The organism is Streptomyces flavofungini (assembly GCF_041028215.1).
Taxonomy (GTDB): domain Bacteria; phylum Actinomycetota; class Actinomycetes; order Streptomycetales; family Streptomycetaceae; genus Streptomyces; species Streptomyces flavofungini_B.
The window spans coordinates 1-19415 of record NZ_JASKYR010000055.1; the positions used below are offsets into that span (position 1 = coordinate 1).

A 19415-nucleotide genomic window follows, 5' to 3' on the forward strand; every position below is an offset into this window, starting at 1 on the left:
CCCCCGCCAGGTCCGCGGCCGTGTCCTCGGTGTCGTGCGCGGGGACCATCAGCGTGTCGCCGGTCATGGCGGGGTGGCTGCCGAGCGCCAGGAAGACGGTGGCCTCGTGGCGGCCGAGCGCCTCGGTCGACGACATCTCGACGCCGACCACGGCACCCTCCCGGCCCGCCTCGACGATCACGTCGCGGACGGTGCCCACCTCCACCCCGAGGTCGGTCAGGACGCGGGCCCCGCGCACCAGACCGCCGGAGGCCTCCCCGCCGGTGGCGACGGCACCCTTGTCCGCCAGGACGTCCTCGGAGGTGATCATGACGGCTTCGGCGCCGAGGCCGTGCACCCCCGCCCAGGGCAGGCTCTTGCGCAGCGGCCCGGAGAACAGCCCGCGCCCGGCGAGCGTGAACCCGGCGATCCTGCCGTTGGCCGCGTCGAGCACGACGTCCTTGACCTGCCCGACGGCCTCCCCGCCGAGCGTGACGACCGGGCGCCCGGTCAGTCCGGAGGCGGGCATCAACTCCCGCACCGGACCCTCTTTGTGCAGGTCATGACTCATCGCCCGCCCCCTCGCCCCGGTCGGCCACCACGGCGATCACGGCAACGCACCACACCCACCACGCCATCCGTCCACCTCCCGGATCGACCCTCAGACAGTCAGCAGACCGTCAGCAGAGAGTTATACGTACCCGCGTACGCGCCCTCTAGCGCCCCCGGGTCGCCTACCAGGGCGGGTGATCCGCGCGATTCCGTGATCAACTGATGCCAGGTACATTCTTGGACATACGCATGGACGGACGTTCGGATATTCGGATCGACGGGCAGCGGAGAGGCCGACCATGAACATCCCGTTCCTCGACAAGTGGCGCAGGCGGCAGCCCGGTGCGGAGCGGGCGGGCGAGGGGCTCGCCGGTGCGTTCGAGGCCAACCCCGAAGGCGTGGCCGCGCTCCTCGCCGAGTGCGCGCTGCTGCGCTCCCAGGCGGCGGTGGCCGGGCTCGAACTGGACGACACCCCCGCCTCGTTGGCGGCCCTGGACCAGCTGCTGCCGCGCTGGCGCGACGATCCGGAGCTGCTGCCCTGGCTCGGCAATGACGCGGGTCTCTATCTGGGCTCGGTCGTGGTGCGGACGGTGCCGGGCGCCGCCTGGCACGTGTGGCCCGGCGGCAGCCCGGCCGTGCGGCTCACCTCCGGGCGGGAGATCGCGGTCGTCGAGGCGGGCCTGGACTGGGCGGTCCAGGGGGCTCCCGAGCTGTCCCAGGTCTACGCGGAGGCTTCCGAAGCCTGACCGGGGGCGCCGCCCCCGGCCCGCTCACCCAAGCGCGTTCCGGCCCTAATTGCGTCAAATACGGTTAATGCCCCTACATGCGTGTCGTCCAGTAAGTCCCGTTTTCACGCGGATAGTTTGCGCGGACGTACACAGCAGAGAGTGGGCAGATCCAGCCATGGCCGTCGATCCGTTGATCGAGCTGCGTGATGTGAACAAGTACTACGGCGAGCTGCATGTTCTCCGGGACATCGACCTCACCGTCGGGAAGGGGGAGGTGGTCGTCGTCATCGGCCCTTCGGGGTCGGGCAAATCGACGCTGTGCAGGACCATCAACCGGCTTGAGACCGTGCGGTCCGGCGAGATCAGACTGGACGGTCAGCCGCTGCCCGCCGAGGGCAAGGCGCTCGCCAGGCTCAGGACCGAAGTGGGCATGGTCTTCCAGTCCTTCAACCTGTTCGCCCACAAGACCGTGCTCCAGAACGTGTCCCTGGCGCAGATCAAGGTGCGCGGCCGCAAGAAGGACGAGGCGGACAGGCGCTCCCGCGAACTCCTGGAGCGGGTGGGCCTCGCCGCGCACGCCGACAAGTACCCCGCCCAGCTCTCCGGCGGCCAGCAGCAGCGCGTGGCCATCGCCCGCGCCCTGGCCATGGACCCCAAGGCGCTCCTCTTCGACGAACCGACCTCCGCCCTCGACCCGGAGATGATCAACGAGGTCCTCGAAGTCATGCGGCAGCTCGCCCGCGACGGCATGACCATGGTCGTCGTCACCCACGAGATGGGCTTCGCCCGCTCCGCCGCCAACCGCGTCGTCTTCATGGCCGACGGCCGCATCGTCGAGGACCGCGCCCCCGAGGACTTCTTCACCCGGCCGGAGAGCGAGCGCGCCAGGGACTTCCTCTCCAAGATCCTCAAGCACTGACGGGGGAGACGTGCACAGGAAGCGACACACCACGCGTACGGCACGGCTCCTCGCGGCGCTCGTCCTGTCCGCGCTCGCCTGCGCCGCCTGCGGCAAGGAGGGCAGCCCGCCCGGCAAGGGCCCGGCGGCCGACGAGCTCCCCCGGTACACCGTGGCGAAGGGCTTCGAGCTCCCGCGCTCGGGAACCTGGAAGAAGGCCAGGAGCAGGGGCCACTTCGTCGTGGGGGCCAAGGAGGACCAGCCCTACCTCGGCGAGAAGGACCCGGCGTCCGGCACCTACTCCGGCTTCGACATCGAGATCGCCAAGATGATCTCGGCATCGCTCGGCATCGACCCGAAGGGGATCACCTTCAAGACCATCGCGTCGGCCAACCGCGAGACCGCCCTCCAGAACGGGCAGATCGACTACTACGTCGGCACCTACACCATCAACGACAACCGCAAGAAGCTCGTCGGCTTCGGCGGCCCCTACTACCTGGCGGGCCAGGGCCTGCTCGTCCGCTCCGACGAGAAGGACATCCGCGGACCGGGCGACCTGGCGGGCAGACGCGTCTGCTCGGCGGCCGGGTCCACCCCGTACCAGCGCATCCAGAAGGACTACCCGAAGGCCACCCTCGTGGCGTACGACACCTACTCCGTCTGCGTCGACAACCTGCTGACCTATCAGGTCGACGCCGTCACCACCGACGACGCGATCCTGATCGGCTACGCGGCCAAGGTCCCCGACGAGCTCAAGGTCGTCGGCAAGCCCTTCTCCGAGGAGCCGTACGGGATCGGGGTGCCCCGGGGCGACAACGCGCTGCGCCTCGCCGTCGACGACGCCCTCGCCGCCCGGGAGAAGGACGGCACCTGGAAGAAGGCCTACGACGCCACGCTCGGACTCTCCGGGGTGCCCGCGCCGAAGCCGCCCGCCATCGACCGCTACCCGGCGAGCTGAGGAGGCGTCGTGGACGTACTGACGGACAACTTCTCCACCTTCGGCGAGGGATTCCTCGGCACGGTCGAACTCACCGTGTTCGCCTCGCTCCTCGCGCTCGTGCTCGGTTTCCTCATGGCCTCCTTCCGGGTCGCGCCCGTCGGCTCCTTCCGGGCCTTCGGCACGGCGTGGGTGACCGTCCTGCGCAACACCCCGCTCACGCTGCTCTTCTTCGCTGTGCTGCTCGGGCTTCCGCGGTTCGGCCTGGTGCTGCCCTTCAAGGTGTTCGCGGTGCTCGCCCTCGGCTGCTACACCTCCGCCTTCATCTGCGAGGCGCTCAGGTCCGGCATCAACACCGTGCCCAAGGGACAGGGCGAGGCGGCCCGCAGCCTCGGCATGAGCTTCGGGCAGACCCTGTCGAAGGTGGTCCTGCCGCAGGCCTTCCGCTCGGTCATCGCGCCGGTCGGCTCCAATCTGATCGCGCTGGCCAAGAACTCCGCGATCGCCGGCGCGTTCAGCGTCACCGAGCTGCTCGGCACGTACAAGACGCTCAACGAACTGGGCTACAACATCATCTGGACCTTCGTCTGGATCGCCCTCGGCTACCTCATCATCACCCTGGCCATCAGTGCGGTCTTCAATGTCCTGGAAAAGCGCTGGGGAGCCGCACGTTGAAAGCCATCTCCCACGACGCCACCGCCCTGTACGACATCCCGGGCCCCAGGACGGTGCTCAGGCACCGTCTCTACGGGGTCCTCTCCACCCTCGTCGTACTCGGCCTCGTCGCCTGGGTCCTCTACCTCCTCTTCGACACCGACCAGTTCACCGCGACCAAGTGGACGCCCTTCGAGTACAAGGGCATCCAGGAGCTGCTTCTGCGGGGCCTCGGCAACACGCTCAAGGCGTTCGCCATCTCCGCCGTCCTCGCGCTCGCCCTCGGCGGGCTGCTCGCCATGGGGCGGCTCTCCGACCACCGGCCGGTGCGCTGGGCGGCCACGCTCATCGTGGAGTTCTTCCGCGCGATGCCGGTGCTCGTCATGATCTTCTTCGTCTTCGTGGCGCTGAAGGTGCAGCCGCTGCCCGCGCTCGTGGCGGGACTCACGCTCTACAACGGCTCGGTGCTCGCCGAGGTCTTCCGCTCCGGCGTCAACTCCGTGGAGCACGGGCAGAAGGAGGCCGCCTACGCACTGGGCATGCGCAAGTCCCAGGTCATGAGCCATGTGCTCGTGCCCCAGGCCGTGCGCGCCATGCTGCCCGCCATCATCAGCCAGTTGGTGGTCGCCCTCAAGGACACCTCGCTCGGTTATCTGATCACCTACGAGGAGTTCCTTCACGCCGGGAAGCTGATCGCGTCGAATCTCGACTACGATTTGCCCTTCATCCCCGTGGTCATGGTGATCTCACCGATCTACATCGGGATGTGCATGTTGCTGTCGTGGTTCGCCCAGTGGGTGTCCAGGCGTCAGCGGCGCAATCCCAAGACCGAGGCCGCGGAAGTGGCGCCGGCCGAACCAGGGACGCTACTGCCGATGGGGGTGCCCCCGGATCGTAAGATCACGGGGGAGCAGTAGCTCGTAGGGCCATGCCCGGCCGGCGGCAGCCGGAGATCACTGCTCGCGCAGGGGAACGGACACGTAGGACGGGTCCGCCGCCGGTGAGGAGAAGGTCAGCTGCGCGCCGGACGGGTTGTGCTCGATGTAGAGCGGGTCGACCGTGTCGACGACCAGGGCGAGCCGGTGGCCCGCCGGTACGTCGTAGGCCGTGGAGAACAGCTCCAGGTCGACGCCGAACGGCCGGCCCGGCGTCTTGCCGTGGAAGGTGTACGGCGCGTTGCTGACCAGCTTGCCGAGGCCGAGCGGCCCCACGTCGTACAGGTACGCGACGAGGGTGCCGCTCTCCTTGGTGCTGGAGAGCGTGGTGTGCAGCCTGGCCGTCCCCCGCACCCGCTGGGCGGTGGTGTACCGCTCGGACTGCCAGACGCCGGTGTAGCGGCGCGGAAGCAGCGGCACCGAGGCCGTCGGCGGGATCTTCAGGAACTGGTCGAGGGCGTTGGAGAGGATCGCGATGCCGCCGTTGGCGCCGGAGTCGACGTTGGCGCGGATCGTCGTGGAGCCCGCCATGGCGATCTTCTTGCGGGTGGGTCCGACCGACTTCCAGTCCGGGTAGCCCTCGTAGCCGCCCTCGGAACGGGACTTGAGCTGGACGGGCCGCTCCTTGTCGATGCCGTTGGCCTCGCCCTTGAGGTAGTGGTCGAACCACCGGCGGGTGGAGGTCCAGGTGTCGTTGGGCAGCCCGAGCAGTCCGGTGGCCTCGGCGGTGGCGTGGTCGCCGGGGCGGAACTCCAGGCGCTTGGGCCCGGTCAGCCGCTCGTAGAACTCGGCGTACTGGTTCGGCGGGAAGAGCGAGTCGCCCCAGGCGTTGCCGAGCATGATGGCCGCGCCGTTGTCGTTGATCTGGTCGAGGTAGGTCGCGGGGGAGCGCTTGGCGCCCCAGGCGATCATCTCGTCCTCCTTGTCCAGGTGGGACCCGAGGAAGTCCTTCAGTGTCTGCTTGAGTTCGTCGCTCGGCCGTCCGGTGAGGGCGCCCGCGCCGCCGAGCAGGGCCGCGGCCTGGGCGTGCTGGGTGCGTCCGCTGTAGATCGAGTCGATCAGGTCGCCCCAGCCGCTGAGCGCGGCCACGGCCTTGACGCGCTTGTCGTGCCCGGCGGCGAGCAGGCTGATGCCCGCGCCGTACGAGACACCGGCCATGCCCACCTTGGCGGGGTCGGCCGGGGTGTTCTCCAGGGTCCAGTCGATGACCCTGGAGGCGTCGGCGATGTCCTCGGGGCCCGCGGTCTCGATCTCGCCGCCGGACTGCCAGAAGCCGCGCGAGTTGTAACTGACCACGACATAGCCGGAGTCGGCGAGCTTCTGGGCCTGCGCGAAGTACTCGATCTGCGGCATGGACCAGCTCGTCGGCAGCACGATCGAGGGGTACTTCCCGCCCGCCTTCGCGCCCTTGGGGGTGAAGACGTTGGCCGCCAGCTTGGTGCCGCCGTCGCCGGGGATGTCCACGAAGCGCAGGTCGGCGGGGGACGCGGCCCGCGGCGCGGCGGCCGGTGCCGCCTGCGCCACGGGCGCGAGGCCGAAGGCGGCGCCGGCGACGAGAGTCGCCGACACTGTTCCCACGGTGGTGGTGCGCAAAGCCTGGTGCGGCAGTCCCACGGGTCACTCCTCACTCGGACGTGCAAAGTGACCCGACGGTAACCGCGAGTTCTTACCGGGGGTAACCCGTCGGTAAGTTACGCCCCGGTAACGATTGTTGAGGAGTGGACCGCACGCCTGTGGGCGGGCGTGCCTCAGGCCAGGGCGCTCCTGGCCCGCCAGTCCGACCAGGAGAGGTTCCACTCGCCGTAGCCGTTGCCCGCCTCGGGCGCGCCCTTCGAACCGCTGCCCGTGACCTCGAAGGGGTCACCGATCTGGGCCGTGCGGTAGAGCCACCCCGCGTCGCCGTCGCTCATGCCGACGCAGCCGGAGCTGTGGTTGGTGTTGCCGAAGTAGGCGCGGTTCCACGGGGCCGCGTGCGCGTACATGCCCGACCAGGTCAGGCGCATGGAGTAGTCGACCATCTTGTCGTAGCTGTCGCTGCCGGAGAGGCCGACGGTCTCGGAGCGCATGTTGATCGTGCCCTCCTTCGACATCAGGACGGACGTGCCGCCCCAGGACGCCTTCTGGCCGCCGGGCGTGCCCGCGGACATCGGGAGCGTCCTGACCTTCTCGCCGTCCCGCGTCAGCGTCGCCGTCTTGCTGTCCAGGTCCACCTTCACGACCTGGCTCCTGCCGACCGTGAAACCGGTGGCGTAGTCGCGCACGAACCAGCCGCCGCCGTCGCCGGAGTCGACGCCGTTGAGGCGGGCGTCCAGCTTCACCTTCGTGCCGGACTTCCAGTACTCCTTCGGGCGCCAGTCGACGCGGTCCTTGCCGTCGTAGTTCTTGATCCAGCCCCAGGACCCGGTCGTGCCGTTGGAGGTCGACACCTTGAGCCGTTTCTCCACCTCCGCCTTGTTCTCCACCGGATGGTCGAAGGTGATCGACAGCGGCTGGCCGATCCCGACGGTGCTGCGTTTGCCGGGCGTGAGCGACACCTTGTTGACCTGGTCGGGCGCCGCCGTCGCGAAGGACCTCCCGGCGCTCGCGCCCTGGTCGGTGACCGCCCGGACCTTGTACGAGGTGCCCGGGGCCGCCACCCGGCCGGACGTCCACGAGGCGCCGTTCGCCGCGATCTCGCCGGGCAGCTCCGCCCCGTCGGCGTCCGTGACGGTCACCTGCTTCAGGCGGCCCTCCGCCAGCTTCACCGTGACCGGGCCGCCCGCCTTCGCGTGGCTGCCCGCGAGGTTCACCGCGATCCTCGGCTTCCCGTCGGCGGTCCCGGCGGCCGAGGCGTCGCCTCCGCCCGAGCAGGCGGTCAGGGCGACGGTGAGGACCGCGAGACCCGCGGCGGCCGTGTGGCGGGTGCGAAGGGGGCGTCGGCGGCTCGAAGAGCTGTGCGGGGTCAAGAAAACTACCTCCGTGCGAAGGGGAAACCGCCCGGAGAGAGCACGCCTGGCGCCGACGGGTTGCCTGATGTCCGGAAAATGACCGGTAGGTCACATTAGACACCGGATGATCTCGGCTCAGGGTGTACGCGTCGTCACTTCGCGCGATGGGAGGTACGGGCCGACGGTGTGGGGAGCGGTGTCTGGGCGGCCCGCGTCACGTCCGCGACCACCTCCACGACGTCGGGACCGTACGCCTGGGAGTTGACGACCTTCAGGAGCAGCACGAAGGCGTTGCCGCCGTGCTTGCGGGCGAGCTTCTCGTGGTGGCGGGCGAGGTGGCGGGCGGCGGCCTGGCTGGCGACCGCGCGCTGGCCGCAGAAGAGGAAGACCGGTCTCGCCTCCTGGCCCCGGTCGGCGGTGAGCCGCGCGAGGAGCACGTACTCGGTCAGGCCGGACTCGAGGCGGTAGCGCTCGGAGCCGATCTGGAAGGCGCCGCGGTCGGGTATCGGCTCGGGCTCGGTGTTCACCCGGACGCCCGGCAGCAGGGAGTGCATATGGGCGGCCATGCGGCGGTTGGCCACCGGGCTGCCCACGCAGAACTCCGTGCGCTCGCCGAAGCTCTGCTGGGCGGCGTCGTGCGCGACGATCTGCGCGTGCGCCCCGCACTCCTTGATCACCCCGGAGAGTTCGAGGAGCGCGGACACGTCGTGCCGGACCACGCTCAGCTCGGGGCCGTTCGCGTCGCGGTTGACGACGAGCAGCGACTCCGCGTTCTCGGGCAGTCCGAAGAAGGCCTGCTCGCGGCGGAGCCTGCGCCCGGACAGGGAGCCGCGGACGAGCCAGCCAAGGACGGCGCCGAGGCCGGCCGCGATCAGGCCGAGGACGATGTTGCGCACGTCTTCAGTCATGGGGGCGCATGCTAGCGGCACCGCGGAACCGTGTTCGAGCCGGTCCTTACGCGATCGGGGATGCGAAGTTACGCTGCGCGGACGGTCGTTGACAGGAGGTACGAATGCGCCGCGCTGTCGTACGTAATCTGACGCTATGGGCGGTCGGAGGGGTATTGGTGTCGGTCGGTGCCGCCGCGCCCCCTTCGCCTGCGCGCTCAGCGGAACACGCCGGAGCCGCCACCGGCGGCACCGACCGGGCACGGCCGGGGCGCCGACCGGGAAGGTGCCGGTCGCCGTCGGCCACGGAGGGGCGGTCGCCAGCGTCGACGCCGACGCCTCGGCCGCCGGTATCGAGGTCCTGAGGAAGGGCGGCAACGCGGTGGACGCCGCGGTCGCCACCGCCGCCGCGCTCGGCGTCACCGAGCCGTACTCGGCGGGTGTGGGCGGGGGCGGGTACTTCGTCCACTACGACGCCGAAACCCACCGGGTCAGCACCATCGACGGCCGCGAGACGGCCCCCCGCACCGCCGACTCCGGGCTCTTCCTGGAGAACGGCAAGCCGATCCCCTTCGCCGAGGCGGTCACCAGCGGGCTGGGTGTCGGCACCCCCGGCACGCCCGCGACCTGGCAGTCGGCCCTGGACAAGTGGGGCAGCAGACGGCTCGGCACGCTCCTGAAGCCCGCCGAGCGCCTCGCCCGCGACGGCTTCACCGTCGACGCGACCTTCCGCTCGCAGACGGAGTCCAACCAGGCGCGGTTCGCCGACTTCCCCGCGACGGCCGAGCTGTTCCTGCCGGGCGGGAAGCTGCCGGTGGTCGGCGCGACGTTCAAGAACCCCGACCTGGCCCGCACCTATGAGGAACTCGGTCGCAAGGGCGTGGACGCGCTCTACCACGGCAAGCTCGCCAAGGACATCGTCCGCACCGTCAACGAACCGCCCGTCGACCCCGACGCCGGCCGCCGCGTCCGTCCCGGCGACCTCTCCCTGAAGGATCTCGCCGGGTACGAGGTGAACGGTCAGAAGCCGACGAAGACCTCCTACCGCGGGCTCGACGTCTACTCCATGGCGCCCTCCTCGTCCGGCGGCACCTCGGTCGGCGAGGCGCTCAACATCCTGGAGCGCACCGACCTCTCCAAGGCCTCCAAGACCCGGTACCTGCACCGCTACATCGAGGCCAGCCGCATCGCCTTCGCCGACCGGGGCCGCTGGGTGGGCGACCCCGCCTTCGAGTCCGTGCCCACCAGGGAACTGCTCTCCCAGCGTTACGCGGACACGCGCGCGTGCCTCATCAAGGACGACGCCGTGCTCAAGAGCCCGCTCGCGCCCGGCGACCCGCGCCACCCCAAGCCGTGCGCCCCGGGCGACGAGGCGGCGCCGACGACGTACGAGGGCGAGAACACCACGCACCTCACCACGGCCGACAAGTGGGGCAACGTCGTCTCCTACACCCTCACCATCGAGCAGACCGGCGGCAGCGGCATCACCGTCCCCGGCCGCGGCTTCCTGCTCAACAACGAACTGACGGACTTCTCCTTCGCGCCCGCCGACCCCAAGGTGCACGACCCGAACCTGCCGGGCCCCGGCAAGCGTCCGCGCTCCTCGATCGCGCCGACGATCGTGCTGAAGGACGGCAGGCCCGTCGTGGCGCTCGGCTCACCGGGCGGCGCGAGCATCATCACCACCGTCCTCCAGACCCTCACCGGCTTCGTCGACCGGGGTCTGCCGCTGGTCGACGCGATCGCGGCGCCGCGCGCGAGCCAGCGCAACGCCGCCCAGACCGAGCTGGAACCGGGCCTGTGGGACAGCCCGCAGCGCGCGTCCCTGGAGGCGATCGGCCACTCCTTCAAGCGCAACCCGGAGATCGGCGCGGCGACCGGCGTACAGCGCCTGCCGGGCGGCAGGTGGCTCGCGGCGGCCGAGAAGGAGCGCAGGGGCGGCGGCTCGGCCATGGTGGTGAGCCCGGAGAAGCGAGGATGAGCGCAGACAAGTGAGCCCGGACAAGTGAGCCCGGACAAGTGAGACCCGGCCGGGGGCCGTGCGGCACGCCGCCGTACGGCCCCCGGTCACGGTCCGGGGGAATCGCGCGGCGGGCTACGAGGCGGGCGAGGCCGCGCAGTTCTGCTCCAGCTCGTTGGCCGCCCAGCGGATCGCGGACTCCGGGTCGTCGTGCAGGTAGCGCAGCACGGGCAGCGCCTCGCGCACGGCGGTGAGCTGCGCGTCCCCGCGCCCGCCCCGGGCCTGCCGGACATCGGCGAGGTCGGCGATGAGCAGCAGCAGGGTGCTGCGGGACCTGTTGTCCGGGTCCGTCATCAGCTCGACCAGGAACGGGATCGCGGGCACGGCGGCGGTCGAGGCGGCCTCCTTGGAGACCAGGAGCCGGTACAGGTCGTGCACGGCGTCCATGGCGGTCCTCTTGTCGTCGGAGGCGGCCTTGCCGATCAGTTCGGGCACCATGTGGCCCGGCCCCCGCGCCGTCCACAGCGAGCCCCAGTCGACGGTGTCCAGCCGGAGCCGGAGATCGCGGTGCGGCCAGAGTCTCGCCGTGTCGAGGGCGAGTTCGGCCGTGCCGTGCCCGTCGGTGACGCGCAGCGTGCCGTCGGTGCCGAGCCCGAGGAACCTGATGCCGGTGCCGAGACGCAGCCCGGCCACCGCGTCGGAGGCGAGGTCCCAGACCCGGACCAGGCCGTCGGCCCACGCGGCGGCGAGCGCGGGGCCCGTCGCCAGCGGGGCGGCGGCGAGCGCGCGCACCGGGGTGGCGCGGCGGTCGAAGGGGGCCCGCAGGGGCTTGCGCCGGGTGCTCCAGTAGCGGATCACGCCGTGCTCGTCGCCGCTCAGGACCAGGCGCTTGCCGCTCTCCAGCTTCAGGCAGGCCAGCGCGGTCACCGGGGCGAGGTGCAGCCGCAGGGTGATCGTCTCGGGGGACTCGTCGTCGGTCTCCAGGACGTGCACGCAGCCCTCGGTGTCGCCCGCCACGAGGGTCGTCGCGTCCTGGTCGGCGGCGACCGACCGCAGAGTGCCGGGCGCGGTGACCAGCGCGGCGGCGCCGCCGGGCACCGAGGGCGGTGCGCTGTGGCCGCGCGAGCGCACGGTCCACCGGCCGCGCGGGTCCGCCTCGCCCCTCGCGAGGGAGACCGGGCCGAGCTGTTCGAGGGGCGGCGGCACCGTCGCGGGCGGGCGGATCGCCTTCTCCCCGGAGCAGTCGAGGCCGAGGGTCCCGGCGACGGCGATCAGGGCCTCGCGGGTCCGGGCGCTGACGACCACCGCGAAGTCGGCCCCCGGCCCGCGCCCGTGCCGTACGACGGCGTCCGGGGCACCGTAGGAGAGGGCGTCCGTGCCGTTCTCCTGCCAGGGCGGCAGCCCCAGGTCGCGGTAGGAGGAGCGCAGCCGCTCCACGATCAGCGGGTCGGCGTCGACCACCGCCCGGCGGACCCGCAGCGTCCAGCCGTAGTGCGCGGGCAGCCGCTCGAAGGCGAGCTGCGTCAGGAACTCGGAGAGCGAAGGGCTCTGCTCGACCCACTCGCCGCGGAGGCTCACGACGACGCGCGGGTCCTGCTCTTCGGCCTCGGCGGCGAGATAGCCCCACTCGTGGCTGAAGTGGTATTCGGACATGAAGACGCAGACGCGGCGGTCGCCGCCGTCCCCGGCGACGAGACCGCTGCCCGGGGCCACCTCCAGCTCGGACATCTTCGGCGGCCACTGCGTGTGCACCCAGTACAGGCGCGGGTCGTACGCGAAGGAGTTGAGGACCTGCGCGGAGTCCCACCATTCGTTGAGGGCCACCGGTACCGGCAGCGTCCAGTCGATGCCGTGCCGCTGGTTCTCGCCGCCCCAGCGGGAGTGGCCCGGCTCGCCGCCCGGGTCCTCGAAGCCCCACTCGCGCTGGACGGCGGCCAGCAGGTCCCACCTCCCGCCGCCGTGCCGCTGCCGTCGCAGCCGGTCCGCGAACTGTCCGTAGTCGATGATCTCCGCTGTCACCGGGGCATCGTACGGATGATCTAGGTACGGGGATGTCCGCGCCCGGTCACAGTCGTGCGGGGACGTACGATGGCCGCATGGTGCGGACACCTTTGACCCCGGAGGAGCGCGAGCGCGGTGAGCGGCTCGGGCGGCTGCTGCGGGAGGCGCGGGGCGTGCGGAGCATGGTGGCGGTGGCGGCGGAGGCGGGCCTCTCCGCCGAGACGCTGCGCAAGATCGAGACCGGCCGGGCGCCGACGCCCGCGCTCTTCACCGTGGCGGCGCTCGCCTCCGTGCTCGGGCTCTCGCTCGACGATCTCGTGGAGCGGTGCGAGCCGGTCGTGGTCTGAAAGCCCATCCGCTGTGCGCTGACACGCTCGTGTCAAACTGCGTGTAGTCGTCCCGTAACACATCTGGTGTTATCTTCCGGACCGGAATACTCCTGTCTGCACGGGGCGGAGCTGGTCGCATGACTGTGGGACAACTCCCGGATCAGGTCGGGGAGTTCGCGAAGTACCTGCGGGATCTGCTGGGACGGCTTGATCAGGGCGCCGGGTGGTGCGGCGTGTTCTGGCAGCGCGACCCGGACGGCATGCGGGCCTGTCTGGACGGCGTCGAGGTGCCGCCCTGGGACGTGGTGCAGGCGCTCCTTCACGACCTCGCGGCCGACCGGGGCATCCCCGAGGCCGAGCGCGAGACGGAACGGGCGCGGACCCTGCACCGTGCCTCGCTCACCGCCTACGACGGCAGACCCGGCGCCCGCGAGCTGCTGAGCGACCGGCTCGACATGATGCTCAGGGAACAGCGGATCGCCGTGGAGCGGGAGGCGGATCTCGCACGGCAGCTCGCCGTCGCCGCGGGCCCCGACGAGACCGACCGCATCCACCTGGATCTGGCGTGGGTGCGCGACGACCACGAGCGGGCCTCCGCGCGGTGCGTGGAGATCCGGGAGCGCATGGACCGCCTCGACGCGGCGGAAAGCCCCTCCTGGGTGGAGTTCGGCCCCGGCGCCGCGCGCGCCGAACCCGGCCCGGCGCCGCGGGTCCCCGAACCCGCCGAGCCCCTCGCACCCGCGGAGCCGGACGGCCCGGACGGCCCGTACGTGCCACCGGGCGCCTGGTTCGAGCCCGGCGCGGGCGAGCCGGAGGCCTGGGACGGCCCGAGTGACCTGGGTGACCTGCGTGATCCCGACGGTCCGGGCGGCGCGGGCGGCGGGCCGGTGACGGAGGACGAGGCCGTCGGGGCGCGGTCCACGGCCGACACCGTCGAACTCCTCGCGAGACTCCGCAAGGAGGGCCGCACCGGCGAGGCGCACGGCGTCCTCGTGGAGGCCGCGGGCCGGCCCGCCGACCGGCTGCCCGAACTCGCCGCGGAGCTGCACAGGGCGGGGCTCGGCGCGGACTGGGCGACCCTGCTGTGGGAGGCCGCCTCGCTGCCGCCGGGCCGCCTGGTGGCCCTCGCGGACGCCCTCGCGGGGGCGGGCCGCGCCGATGACTGCCGGAAGCTGCTGCGGCAGGGCGTCGCCCGCCCGGCCCCCGAGATCGCCGAGGCGATCCTCGCGCTGCTCGACGCGGGCCGGGAGCGGGAGGCGCGTGCCCTGCTCGACTCCTACCACCGCGTCCGCACCGCCGAGGACGCCGCGGCCTGCGCGCACGCCGACCCCTACCGGCTCATACCCCTGCTCCTGGAGACGGCCCGCGCGGTCTCCGAGGAGCACCACTGGGACCTCGTGCACGCCCTGCGCGTCGCCGGGTTCAGCGCCTGACCTTGATCCTCCCGCGCCGGGCCCTGATCTTCGAGCGCCGGTCCGCCGACGCTTTGTGCCTGTTCTCGCCCGCTCGGGTGCGAATCATGATCGACTCCGGCGGTTGTCGGCGATGGTCTTGCTCAGCCCGTCGGGGAGGCTTACGTTTTCCTGTCTACGCACCCGGTCTACGTGCGTAGAGGCTCTCTGACGTCCTCTCAAGGACCGTCCCTCCAAGGGCAGGTGAAGGAGCAGCTCATGGTCAACGTCGTACGCGCCGCACTGGTCCAGGCGACCTGGACAGGCGACAGCGAATCCATGATCGCCAAGCATGAGGAGCACGCCCGGGAGGCCGCCCGGCAGGGCGCGGGGATCATCGGGTTCCAGGAAGTCTTCAACGCCCCCTACTTCTGCCAGGTCCAGGAGGCCGAGCACTACCGCTGGGCGGAGCCCGTGCCGGACGGACCCACCGTCACGCGCATGAAGGAGCTGGCCCGCGAGACCGGCATGGTGATCGTCGTCCCCGTCTTCGAGGTCGAGCAGTCCGGGTTCTACTTCAACACCGCGGCCGTGATCGACGCCGACGGCAGCTACCTCGGCAAGTACCGCAAGCACCACATCCCGCAGGTCAAAGGCTTCTGGGAGAAGTACTACTTCAAGCCGGGCAATCTCGGCTGGCCCGTCTTCGACACCGCCGTCGGCAAGGTCGGCGTCTACATCTGCTACGACCGGCACTTCCCCGAGGGCTGGCGCCAGCTGGGTCTCAACGGCGCCCAGCTCGTCTACAACCCCTCCGCCACCTCGCGCGGCCTCTCCGCCTACCTCTGGCAGCTCGAACAGCCCGCGGCGGCCGTCGCCAACGAATACTTCATCGCCGCGATCAACCGCGTCGGCCAGGAGGAGTACGGAGACAACGACTTCTACGGCACGTCGTACTTCGTCGACCCGCGCGGCCAGTTCGTCGGCGAGCCCGCGAGCGACAAGGCCGAGGAACTCATCGTCAGGGACCTCGACTTCGGCCTCATCGAGGAAGTACGCCAGCAGTGGGCGTTCTACCGCGACCGACGCCCCGACGCCTACGAAGGGCTGGTGCAGCCGTGACCGACCTGTACGACCGCCACAAGGCGGTCCTGCCCGAGTGGCTCGCCCTGTACTACGAGCGCCCCCTGGAGATCACCCACGGCGAGGGCCGGCACGTCTGGGACGCCGAGGGCAACAAGTACCTCGACTTCTTCGGCGGCATCCTCACCACGATGACCGCGCACGCCCTGCCCGAGGTCACCAAGGCCGTGAGCGAGCAGGCCGGGCGGATCATCCACTCCTCGACGCTCTACCTCAACCGCCCGATGGTCGACCTCGCCGAGCGTGTCGCCGCCCTCTCCGGCATCCCCGACGCCCGCGTCTTCTTCACCACCTCCGGCACCGAGGCCAATGACGCGGCGCTGCTCCTGGCCACCGCGCACCGCCGCTCCAACCAGATCCTGGCGATGCGCAACAGCTACCACGGCCGCTCCTTCACGGCCGTCGGCATCACCGGCAACTCCGCCTGGTCGCCGACCAGCCTCTCGCCGCTCCAGACGCTGTACGTGCACGGCGGCGTCCGCAGCCGCGGGCCGTACGCCGACCTGAGCGACGCGGAGTTCACCGCGGCCTGCGTCGCCGACCTGCGGGACATGCTGGGGCAGGGGCGCGGGGGAGTGGCGGCGCTGATCGCCGAGCCGATCCAGGGCGTCGGCGGCTTCACCTCGCCGCCCGACGGGCTCTACGCCGCCTTCAAGGAGGTCCTTGACGAGCACGGCATCCTCTGGATCTCCGACGAGGTGCAGACCGGCTGGGGCCGTACGGGCGAGCACTTCTGGGGCTGGCAGGCGCACGCCCAAAGCGGTCCGCCGGACATCCTCACCTTCGCCAAGGGCATCGGCAACGGCATGTCGATCGGCGGCGTGGTGGCCCGCGCCGAGATCATGAACTGCCTCGACGCCCACTCCATCTCCACCTTCGGCGGCTCCCCCGTCACGATGGCGGCGGGCCTCGCCAACCTCACGTACCTCCTGGAACACGACCTCCAGGGCAACGCCCGGCGCGTCGGCGGACTGCTCATCGAGCGGCTCCGGGCGCTCTGCGCCCAGGTGCCCGCCGTGCGCGAGGTGCGCGGGCGCGGCCTGATGATCGGCATCGAGCTGGCCGACCCGCACACCGGGGGGCCGAACCAGCGCGCCGCCGCCGTGCTCGAAGCGGCCCGCGAGGGCGGCCTGCTGCTCGGCAAGGGCGGCGGCCACGACACCAGCGTCCTGCGCGTCGCCCCGCCGCTCTCGCTGACCGTCGCGGAGGCGGAGGAGGGCGCCGCCGTCCTGGGCGAGGCCCTGCGCGACGCCTAGGGTCTTTCGTTTGGATCGGGCCAGACCCCGCGAGCCCGGCCTGATCCAAACGAAAGACCCTAAGTCCCCGGTCCAACGCCACCAGGCCCTTCGCGCGACGCCGGGCCCTGGCGCCCACCTGGAAGGGAGCGCACCACATGAGCGACCGCACCCTGATCCGCGGCGGCCTCGTCGTCACCGCCGCCGAGGAGACCCACGCCGACGTGCTGATCGAGGACGGCAGGATCGCCGCCCTCGCCGCGAGCGGCAGCGCCGCGGCGGGCGCCTGGTCCGCCGAGCGCGTCATCGACGCCACCGGCAAGTACGTCATCCCGGGCGGCGTCGACGCCCATACGCACATGGAGTTCCCGTTCGGCGGGACCGCCTCGTCGGACACCTTCGAGACCGGCACCCGGGCGGCCGCCTGGGGCGGCACGACCACCATCGTCGACTTCGCGGTGCAGTCCGTCGGGCACTCCCTGCGCGGGGGCCTCGACGCCTACTACGCGAAGGCCGACGGCAAGTGCGCGATCGACTACGCCTTCCACATGATCGTCTCCGACGTCAACGAATCCTCCCTGAAGGAGATGGACGGGCTCGTGGGCGAGGGCGTGACCTCGTTCAAGCTCTTCACCGCCTACCCGGGGGTGTTCTACAGCGACGACGGCCAGATCCTGCGCGCGATGCAGAAGGCCGCCACCAACGGCGCGCTGATCATGATGCACGCGGAGAACGGCATCGCCATCGACGTCCTGGTCCAGCAGGCCCTGGCCCGCGGCGAGACCGACCCCCGCTTCCACGGCGAGGTCCGCAGGGCGCTCCTGGAGGCGGAGGCCACCCACCGCGTCATCCAGCTCGCCCGGGTCGCCGAGGCGCCGCTGTACGTCGTGCACGTCTCGGCCGAGGAGGCGGTGGCGGAGCTGGCGGCGGCACGGGACAAGGGGCTGCCGGTCTTCGGGGAGACCTGCCCCCAGTATCTGTTCCTCTCCACGGACAACCTCGCCGAGCCGGACTTCGAGGGCGCGAAGTACGTGTGCTCGACGCCGCTTCGTCCTCAGCAGCACCAGGCGGCGCTCTGGCGCGGCCTGCGCACCGACGACCTCCAAGTGGTCTCCACCGACCACTGCCCGTTCTGCTTCACGGGCCAGAAGGAGCTGGGCCGCGGCGACTTCTCCAAGATCCCCAACGGGCTCCCCGGGGTCGAGAACCGCATGGACCTGCTCCACCAGGCGGTCGTGGACGGGCACATCACGCGCCGCCGCTGGATCGAGATCGCGTGCGCGGCACCGGCGCGGATGTTCGGCTTCTACGGCAAGAAGGGGACGATCGCGCCCGGCGCCGACGCGGACGTCGTCATCTACGACCCGGCCGCCGAGCAGACCATGTCGGCGGCGACGCACCACATGAACGTCGACTACTCCGCGTACGAGGGCAAACGGGTCCGCGGGCAGGTGGAGACGGTGCTCTCGCGCGGCGAACTCGTCATCGAGCGGCGTGATTTCAGGGGCCGGGCGGGGCACGGCGCGTTCGTGCCGCGGGGTCTGTCGCAGTACGTGCACTGAGCCGAGCGCAGTACGTGCACTGAGCCGAGTCAACCGAGGCGAGGAGACCCACCGTGGATTTCGGACTCGTACTTCAGACCGACCCGCCCGCGTCGGCGGTCGTGGGGCTCATGCGGCGCGCGGAGCGCAACGGCTTCCGCTACGGCTGGACCTTCGACTCCGCGGTCCTGTGGCAGGAGCCGTTCGTCATCTACAGCCGCATCCTGGAGCACACCACGCGGCTGACCGTCGGCCCCATGGTCACCAACCCCGGCACCAGGACCTGGGAGGTGACCGCCTCCACCTTCGCCACGCTCAACGACATGTACGGCAACCGCACCGTCTGCGGCATCGGGCGCGGCGACTCCGCGATGCGGGTGGCGGGCCGCAGGCCCACCACCCTGGCCAGGCTCGGCGAGGCGATCGACGTCATCCGGGACCTGGCCGAGGGGCGCGAGGCGGACGTCGGCGGACAGGTCCTGCGGCTGCCGTGGGTGCGCGACGGAAAGCTGCCGGTGTGGATGGCCGCGTACGGCCCGAAGGCGCTCGCGCTCGCCGGGCGGCGGGCCGACGGCTTCATCCTCCAGCTCGCCGACCCCTTCCTCACGGAGTACATGGTCAAGGCGGTGCGGGACGCGGCGGCCGAGGCCGGACGCGACCCCTCGGACGTGCGGATCTGCGTCGCCGCGCCCGCGTACGTGGGCGACGACCTGGCGCACGCCCGTGAGCAGTGCCGGTGGTTCGGCGGCATGGTCGGCAACCACGTCGCCGACCTGGTCGCCAAGTACGGTGAGCACTCCTCGGCGGTGCCGGAGTCCCTCACCGCGTACATCAAGGCGCGCGAGGGCTACGACTACAGCCACCACGGGCGCGCGGGAAACCCGGACACCGCCTTCGTCCCCGACGAGATCGTCGACCGCTTCTGCCTGCTCGGTCCGGTGGAGGCGCACGTCGAACGCCTCGCGGAGCTGCGGGATCTCGGCGTGGACCAGTTCGCCGTCTACGCGATGCACGACGCCCGTGAGGAGGTCATCGACGCGTACGGCACGTCGGTCATCCCGCGGTTCACCTGATCCATGCCCAGCCGGACGGCATCTTTGGCCATGGCATGATCTGCGCGTGACGTTGACGCCGGGGCAGGTCGGACGGGCAGTGGTGCTGGCGGTGACCGCCTCGCTGCTCGCGGGGTGCGGGCTCGCCGCGGAGCTCGACCGCGAGGTGAACCCGGGGCGCGGGCCCACGGACGAGGCGGCGCCCACCGGGTCCTCGGACCCCGCCGCACCCTCCGGCGCCGCGTCCGCACCGGCCGCCCCCGGAC

16 protein-coding genes and 2 pseudogenes are annotated in these 19415 nt (G+C 71.3%); 13 read left to right on the top strand and 5 right to left on the bottom strand.

The features are described from left to right. The coding region (locus AB8Z36_RS06405) for a PRC-barrel domain-containing protein (RefSeq protein ID WP_369212200.1) at positions 1–550 on the bottom strand (550 nt) is incomplete at its 3' end. Between the two features lie 280 nt (positions 551–830). Here AB8Z36_RS06405 and AB8Z36_RS06410 point away from each other — a divergent pair. From AB8Z36_RS06410 to AB8Z36_RS06430, 5 genes are all read left to right on the top strand, one after another. After that, positions 831–1277, top strand: coding sequence for a DUF6278 family protein (locus AB8Z36_RS06410; RefSeq protein ID WP_369212201.1), 447 nt, complete (start codon positions 831–833; stop codon positions 1275–1277). Positions 1278–1434: 157 nt separating this feature from the next. Then, positions 1435–2178: an amino acid ABC transporter ATP-binding protein gene (locus tag AB8Z36_RS06415; RefSeq protein ID WP_369212202.1), complete on the top strand. Its 744-nt coding sequence runs from the start codon at positions 1435–1437 to the stop codon at positions 2176–2178. A 10-nt stretch (positions 2179–2188) separates the two neighbouring features. Further along, positions 2189–3115 carry a glutamate ABC transporter substrate-binding protein gene (locus AB8Z36_RS06420; RefSeq protein WP_369212203.1) on the top strand — a complete coding sequence of 309 codons (927 nt, stop codon included), beginning with the start codon at positions 2189–2191 and terminating at the stop codon, positions 3113–3115. Between the two features lie 9 nt (positions 3116–3124). Next, complete coding sequence (locus AB8Z36_RS06425; RefSeq protein ID WP_369212204.1) at positions 3125–3769, top strand: amino acid ABC transporter permease; 645 nt, start codon at positions 3125–3127, stop codon at positions 3767–3769. Beyond that, positions 3766–4665, top strand: a complete 900-nt coding sequence (locus tag AB8Z36_RS06430; protein ID WP_369212205.1) for an amino acid ABC transporter permease — start codon at positions 3766–3768, stop codon at positions 4663–4665. Before AB8Z36_RS06425 ends, AB8Z36_RS06430 begins: the two co-directional genes overlap by 4 nt. A 36-nt stretch (positions 4666–4701) precedes the next feature. Here the strand turns inward: AB8Z36_RS06430 and AB8Z36_RS06435 are convergent, their stop codons facing one another. From AB8Z36_RS06435 to AB8Z36_RS06445, 3 genes are all read right to left on the bottom strand, one after another. Beyond that, complete coding sequence (locus AB8Z36_RS06435) at positions 4702–6297, bottom strand: CocE/NonD family hydrolase (protein ID WP_369212206.1); 1596 nt, start codon at positions 6295–6297, stop codon at positions 4702–4704. A gap of 134 nt (positions 6298–6431) precedes the next feature. Next, positions 6432–7628 carry a L,D-transpeptidase gene (locus AB8Z36_RS06440; protein WP_369212207.1) on the bottom strand — a complete coding sequence of 399 codons (1197 nt, stop codon included), beginning with the start codon at positions 7626–7628 and terminating at the stop codon, positions 6432–6434. Between the two features lie 134 nt (positions 7629–7762). Then, complete coding sequence (locus AB8Z36_RS06445; protein WP_369212208.1) at positions 7763–8518, bottom strand: hypothetical protein; 756 nt, start codon at positions 8516–8518, stop codon at positions 7763–7765. Positions 8519–8622: 104 nt separating this feature from the next. Here AB8Z36_RS06445 and ggt point away from each other — a divergent pair. After that, positions 8623–10478, top strand: a pseudogene (ggt, locus tag AB8Z36_RS06450) (gamma-glutamyltransferase). A gap of 114 nt (positions 10479–10592) precedes the next feature. Here ggt and AB8Z36_RS06455 read toward each other — a convergent pair. After that, the gene (locus tag AB8Z36_RS06455; protein ID WP_369212210.1) at positions 10593–12476 is read right to left on the bottom strand and encodes a hypothetical protein; all 1884 of its coding nucleotides are present in this window, start codon (positions 12474–12476) and stop codon (positions 10593–10595) included. Positions 12477–12553: 77 nt separating this feature from the next. Between AB8Z36_RS06455 and AB8Z36_RS06460 the strand changes: the two genes are divergently transcribed. The 7 genes and pseudogenes from AB8Z36_RS06460 to AB8Z36_RS06490 form a co-directional block, all read left to right on the top strand. After that, positions 12554–12805, top strand: coding sequence for a helix-turn-helix domain-containing protein (locus AB8Z36_RS06460; RefSeq protein WP_369212211.1), 252 nt, complete (start codon positions 12554–12556; stop codon positions 12803–12805). A gap of 119 nt (positions 12806–12924) precedes the next feature. Beyond that, a complete protein-coding gene (locus AB8Z36_RS06465; RefSeq protein WP_369212212.1) occupies positions 12925–14220 on the top strand; it encodes a hypothetical protein in 1296 nt (431 codons plus the stop codon). A 237-nt stretch (positions 14221–14457) separates the two neighbouring features. Beyond that, a complete protein-coding gene (locus AB8Z36_RS06470; protein WP_369212213.1) occupies positions 14458–15300 on the top strand; it encodes a nitrilase-related carbon-nitrogen hydrolase in 843 nt (280 codons plus the stop codon). Further along, entirely contained in the window at positions 15297–16577 is a 1281-nt protein-coding gene (locus tag AB8Z36_RS06475) for an aspartate aminotransferase family protein (protein WP_369212214.1), read from the top strand. The genes AB8Z36_RS06470 and AB8Z36_RS06475 overlap by 4 nt, the downstream gene beginning before the upstream one ends. 137 nt (positions 16578–16714) lie before the next feature. Next, positions 16715–18118, top strand: a complete 1404-nt coding sequence (gene hydA / locus AB8Z36_RS06480) for a dihydropyrimidinase (RefSeq protein ID WP_369212215.1) — start codon at positions 16715–16717, stop codon at positions 18116–18118. A gap of 53 nt (positions 18119–18171) precedes the next feature. Next, the gene (locus AB8Z36_RS06485; RefSeq protein WP_369212216.1) at positions 18172–19170 is read left to right on the top strand and encodes a TIGR03842 family LLM class F420-dependent oxidoreductase; all 999 of its coding nucleotides are present in this window, start codon (positions 18172–18174) and stop codon (positions 19168–19170) included. Positions 19171–19216: 46 nt separating this feature from the next. Then, positions 19217–19415: pseudogene (locus AB8Z36_RS06490) on the top strand (DUF4232 domain-containing protein); the annotation flags it as partial.

What these genes read in the sequence shown, in the direction of transcription:
- AB8Z36_RS06410 (WP_369212201.1), top strand. Translation starts at nt 831, where the DNA reads ATGAACATCCCGTTCCTCGACAAGTGGCGCAGGCGGCAGCCCGGTGCG.
- AB8Z36_RS06415 (WP_369212202.1), top strand. Translation starts at nt 1,435, where the DNA reads ATGGCCGTCGATCCGTTGATCGAGCTGCGTGATGTGAACAAGTACTAC.
- AB8Z36_RS06445 (WP_369212208.1), bottom strand. Translation starts at nt 8,518, where the DNA reads ATGACTGAAGACGTGCGCAACATCGTCCTCGGCCTGATCGCGGCCGGC.
- AB8Z36_RS06460 (WP_369212211.1), top strand. Translation starts at nt 12,554, where the DNA reads ATGGTGCGGACACCTTTGACCCCGGAGGAGCGCGAGCGCGGTGAGCGG.
- AB8Z36_RS06465 (WP_369212212.1), top strand. Translation starts at nt 12,925, where the DNA reads ATGACTGTGGGACAACTCCCGGATCAGGTCGGGGAGTTCGCGAAGTAC.
- AB8Z36_RS06470 (WP_369212213.1), top strand. Translation starts at nt 14,458, where the DNA reads ATGGTCAACGTCGTACGCGCCGCACTGGTCCAGGCGACCTGGACAGGC.
- hydA (WP_369212215.1), top strand. Translation starts at nt 16,715, where the DNA reads ATGAGCGACCGCACCCTGATCCGCGGCGGCCTCGTCGTCACCGCCGCC.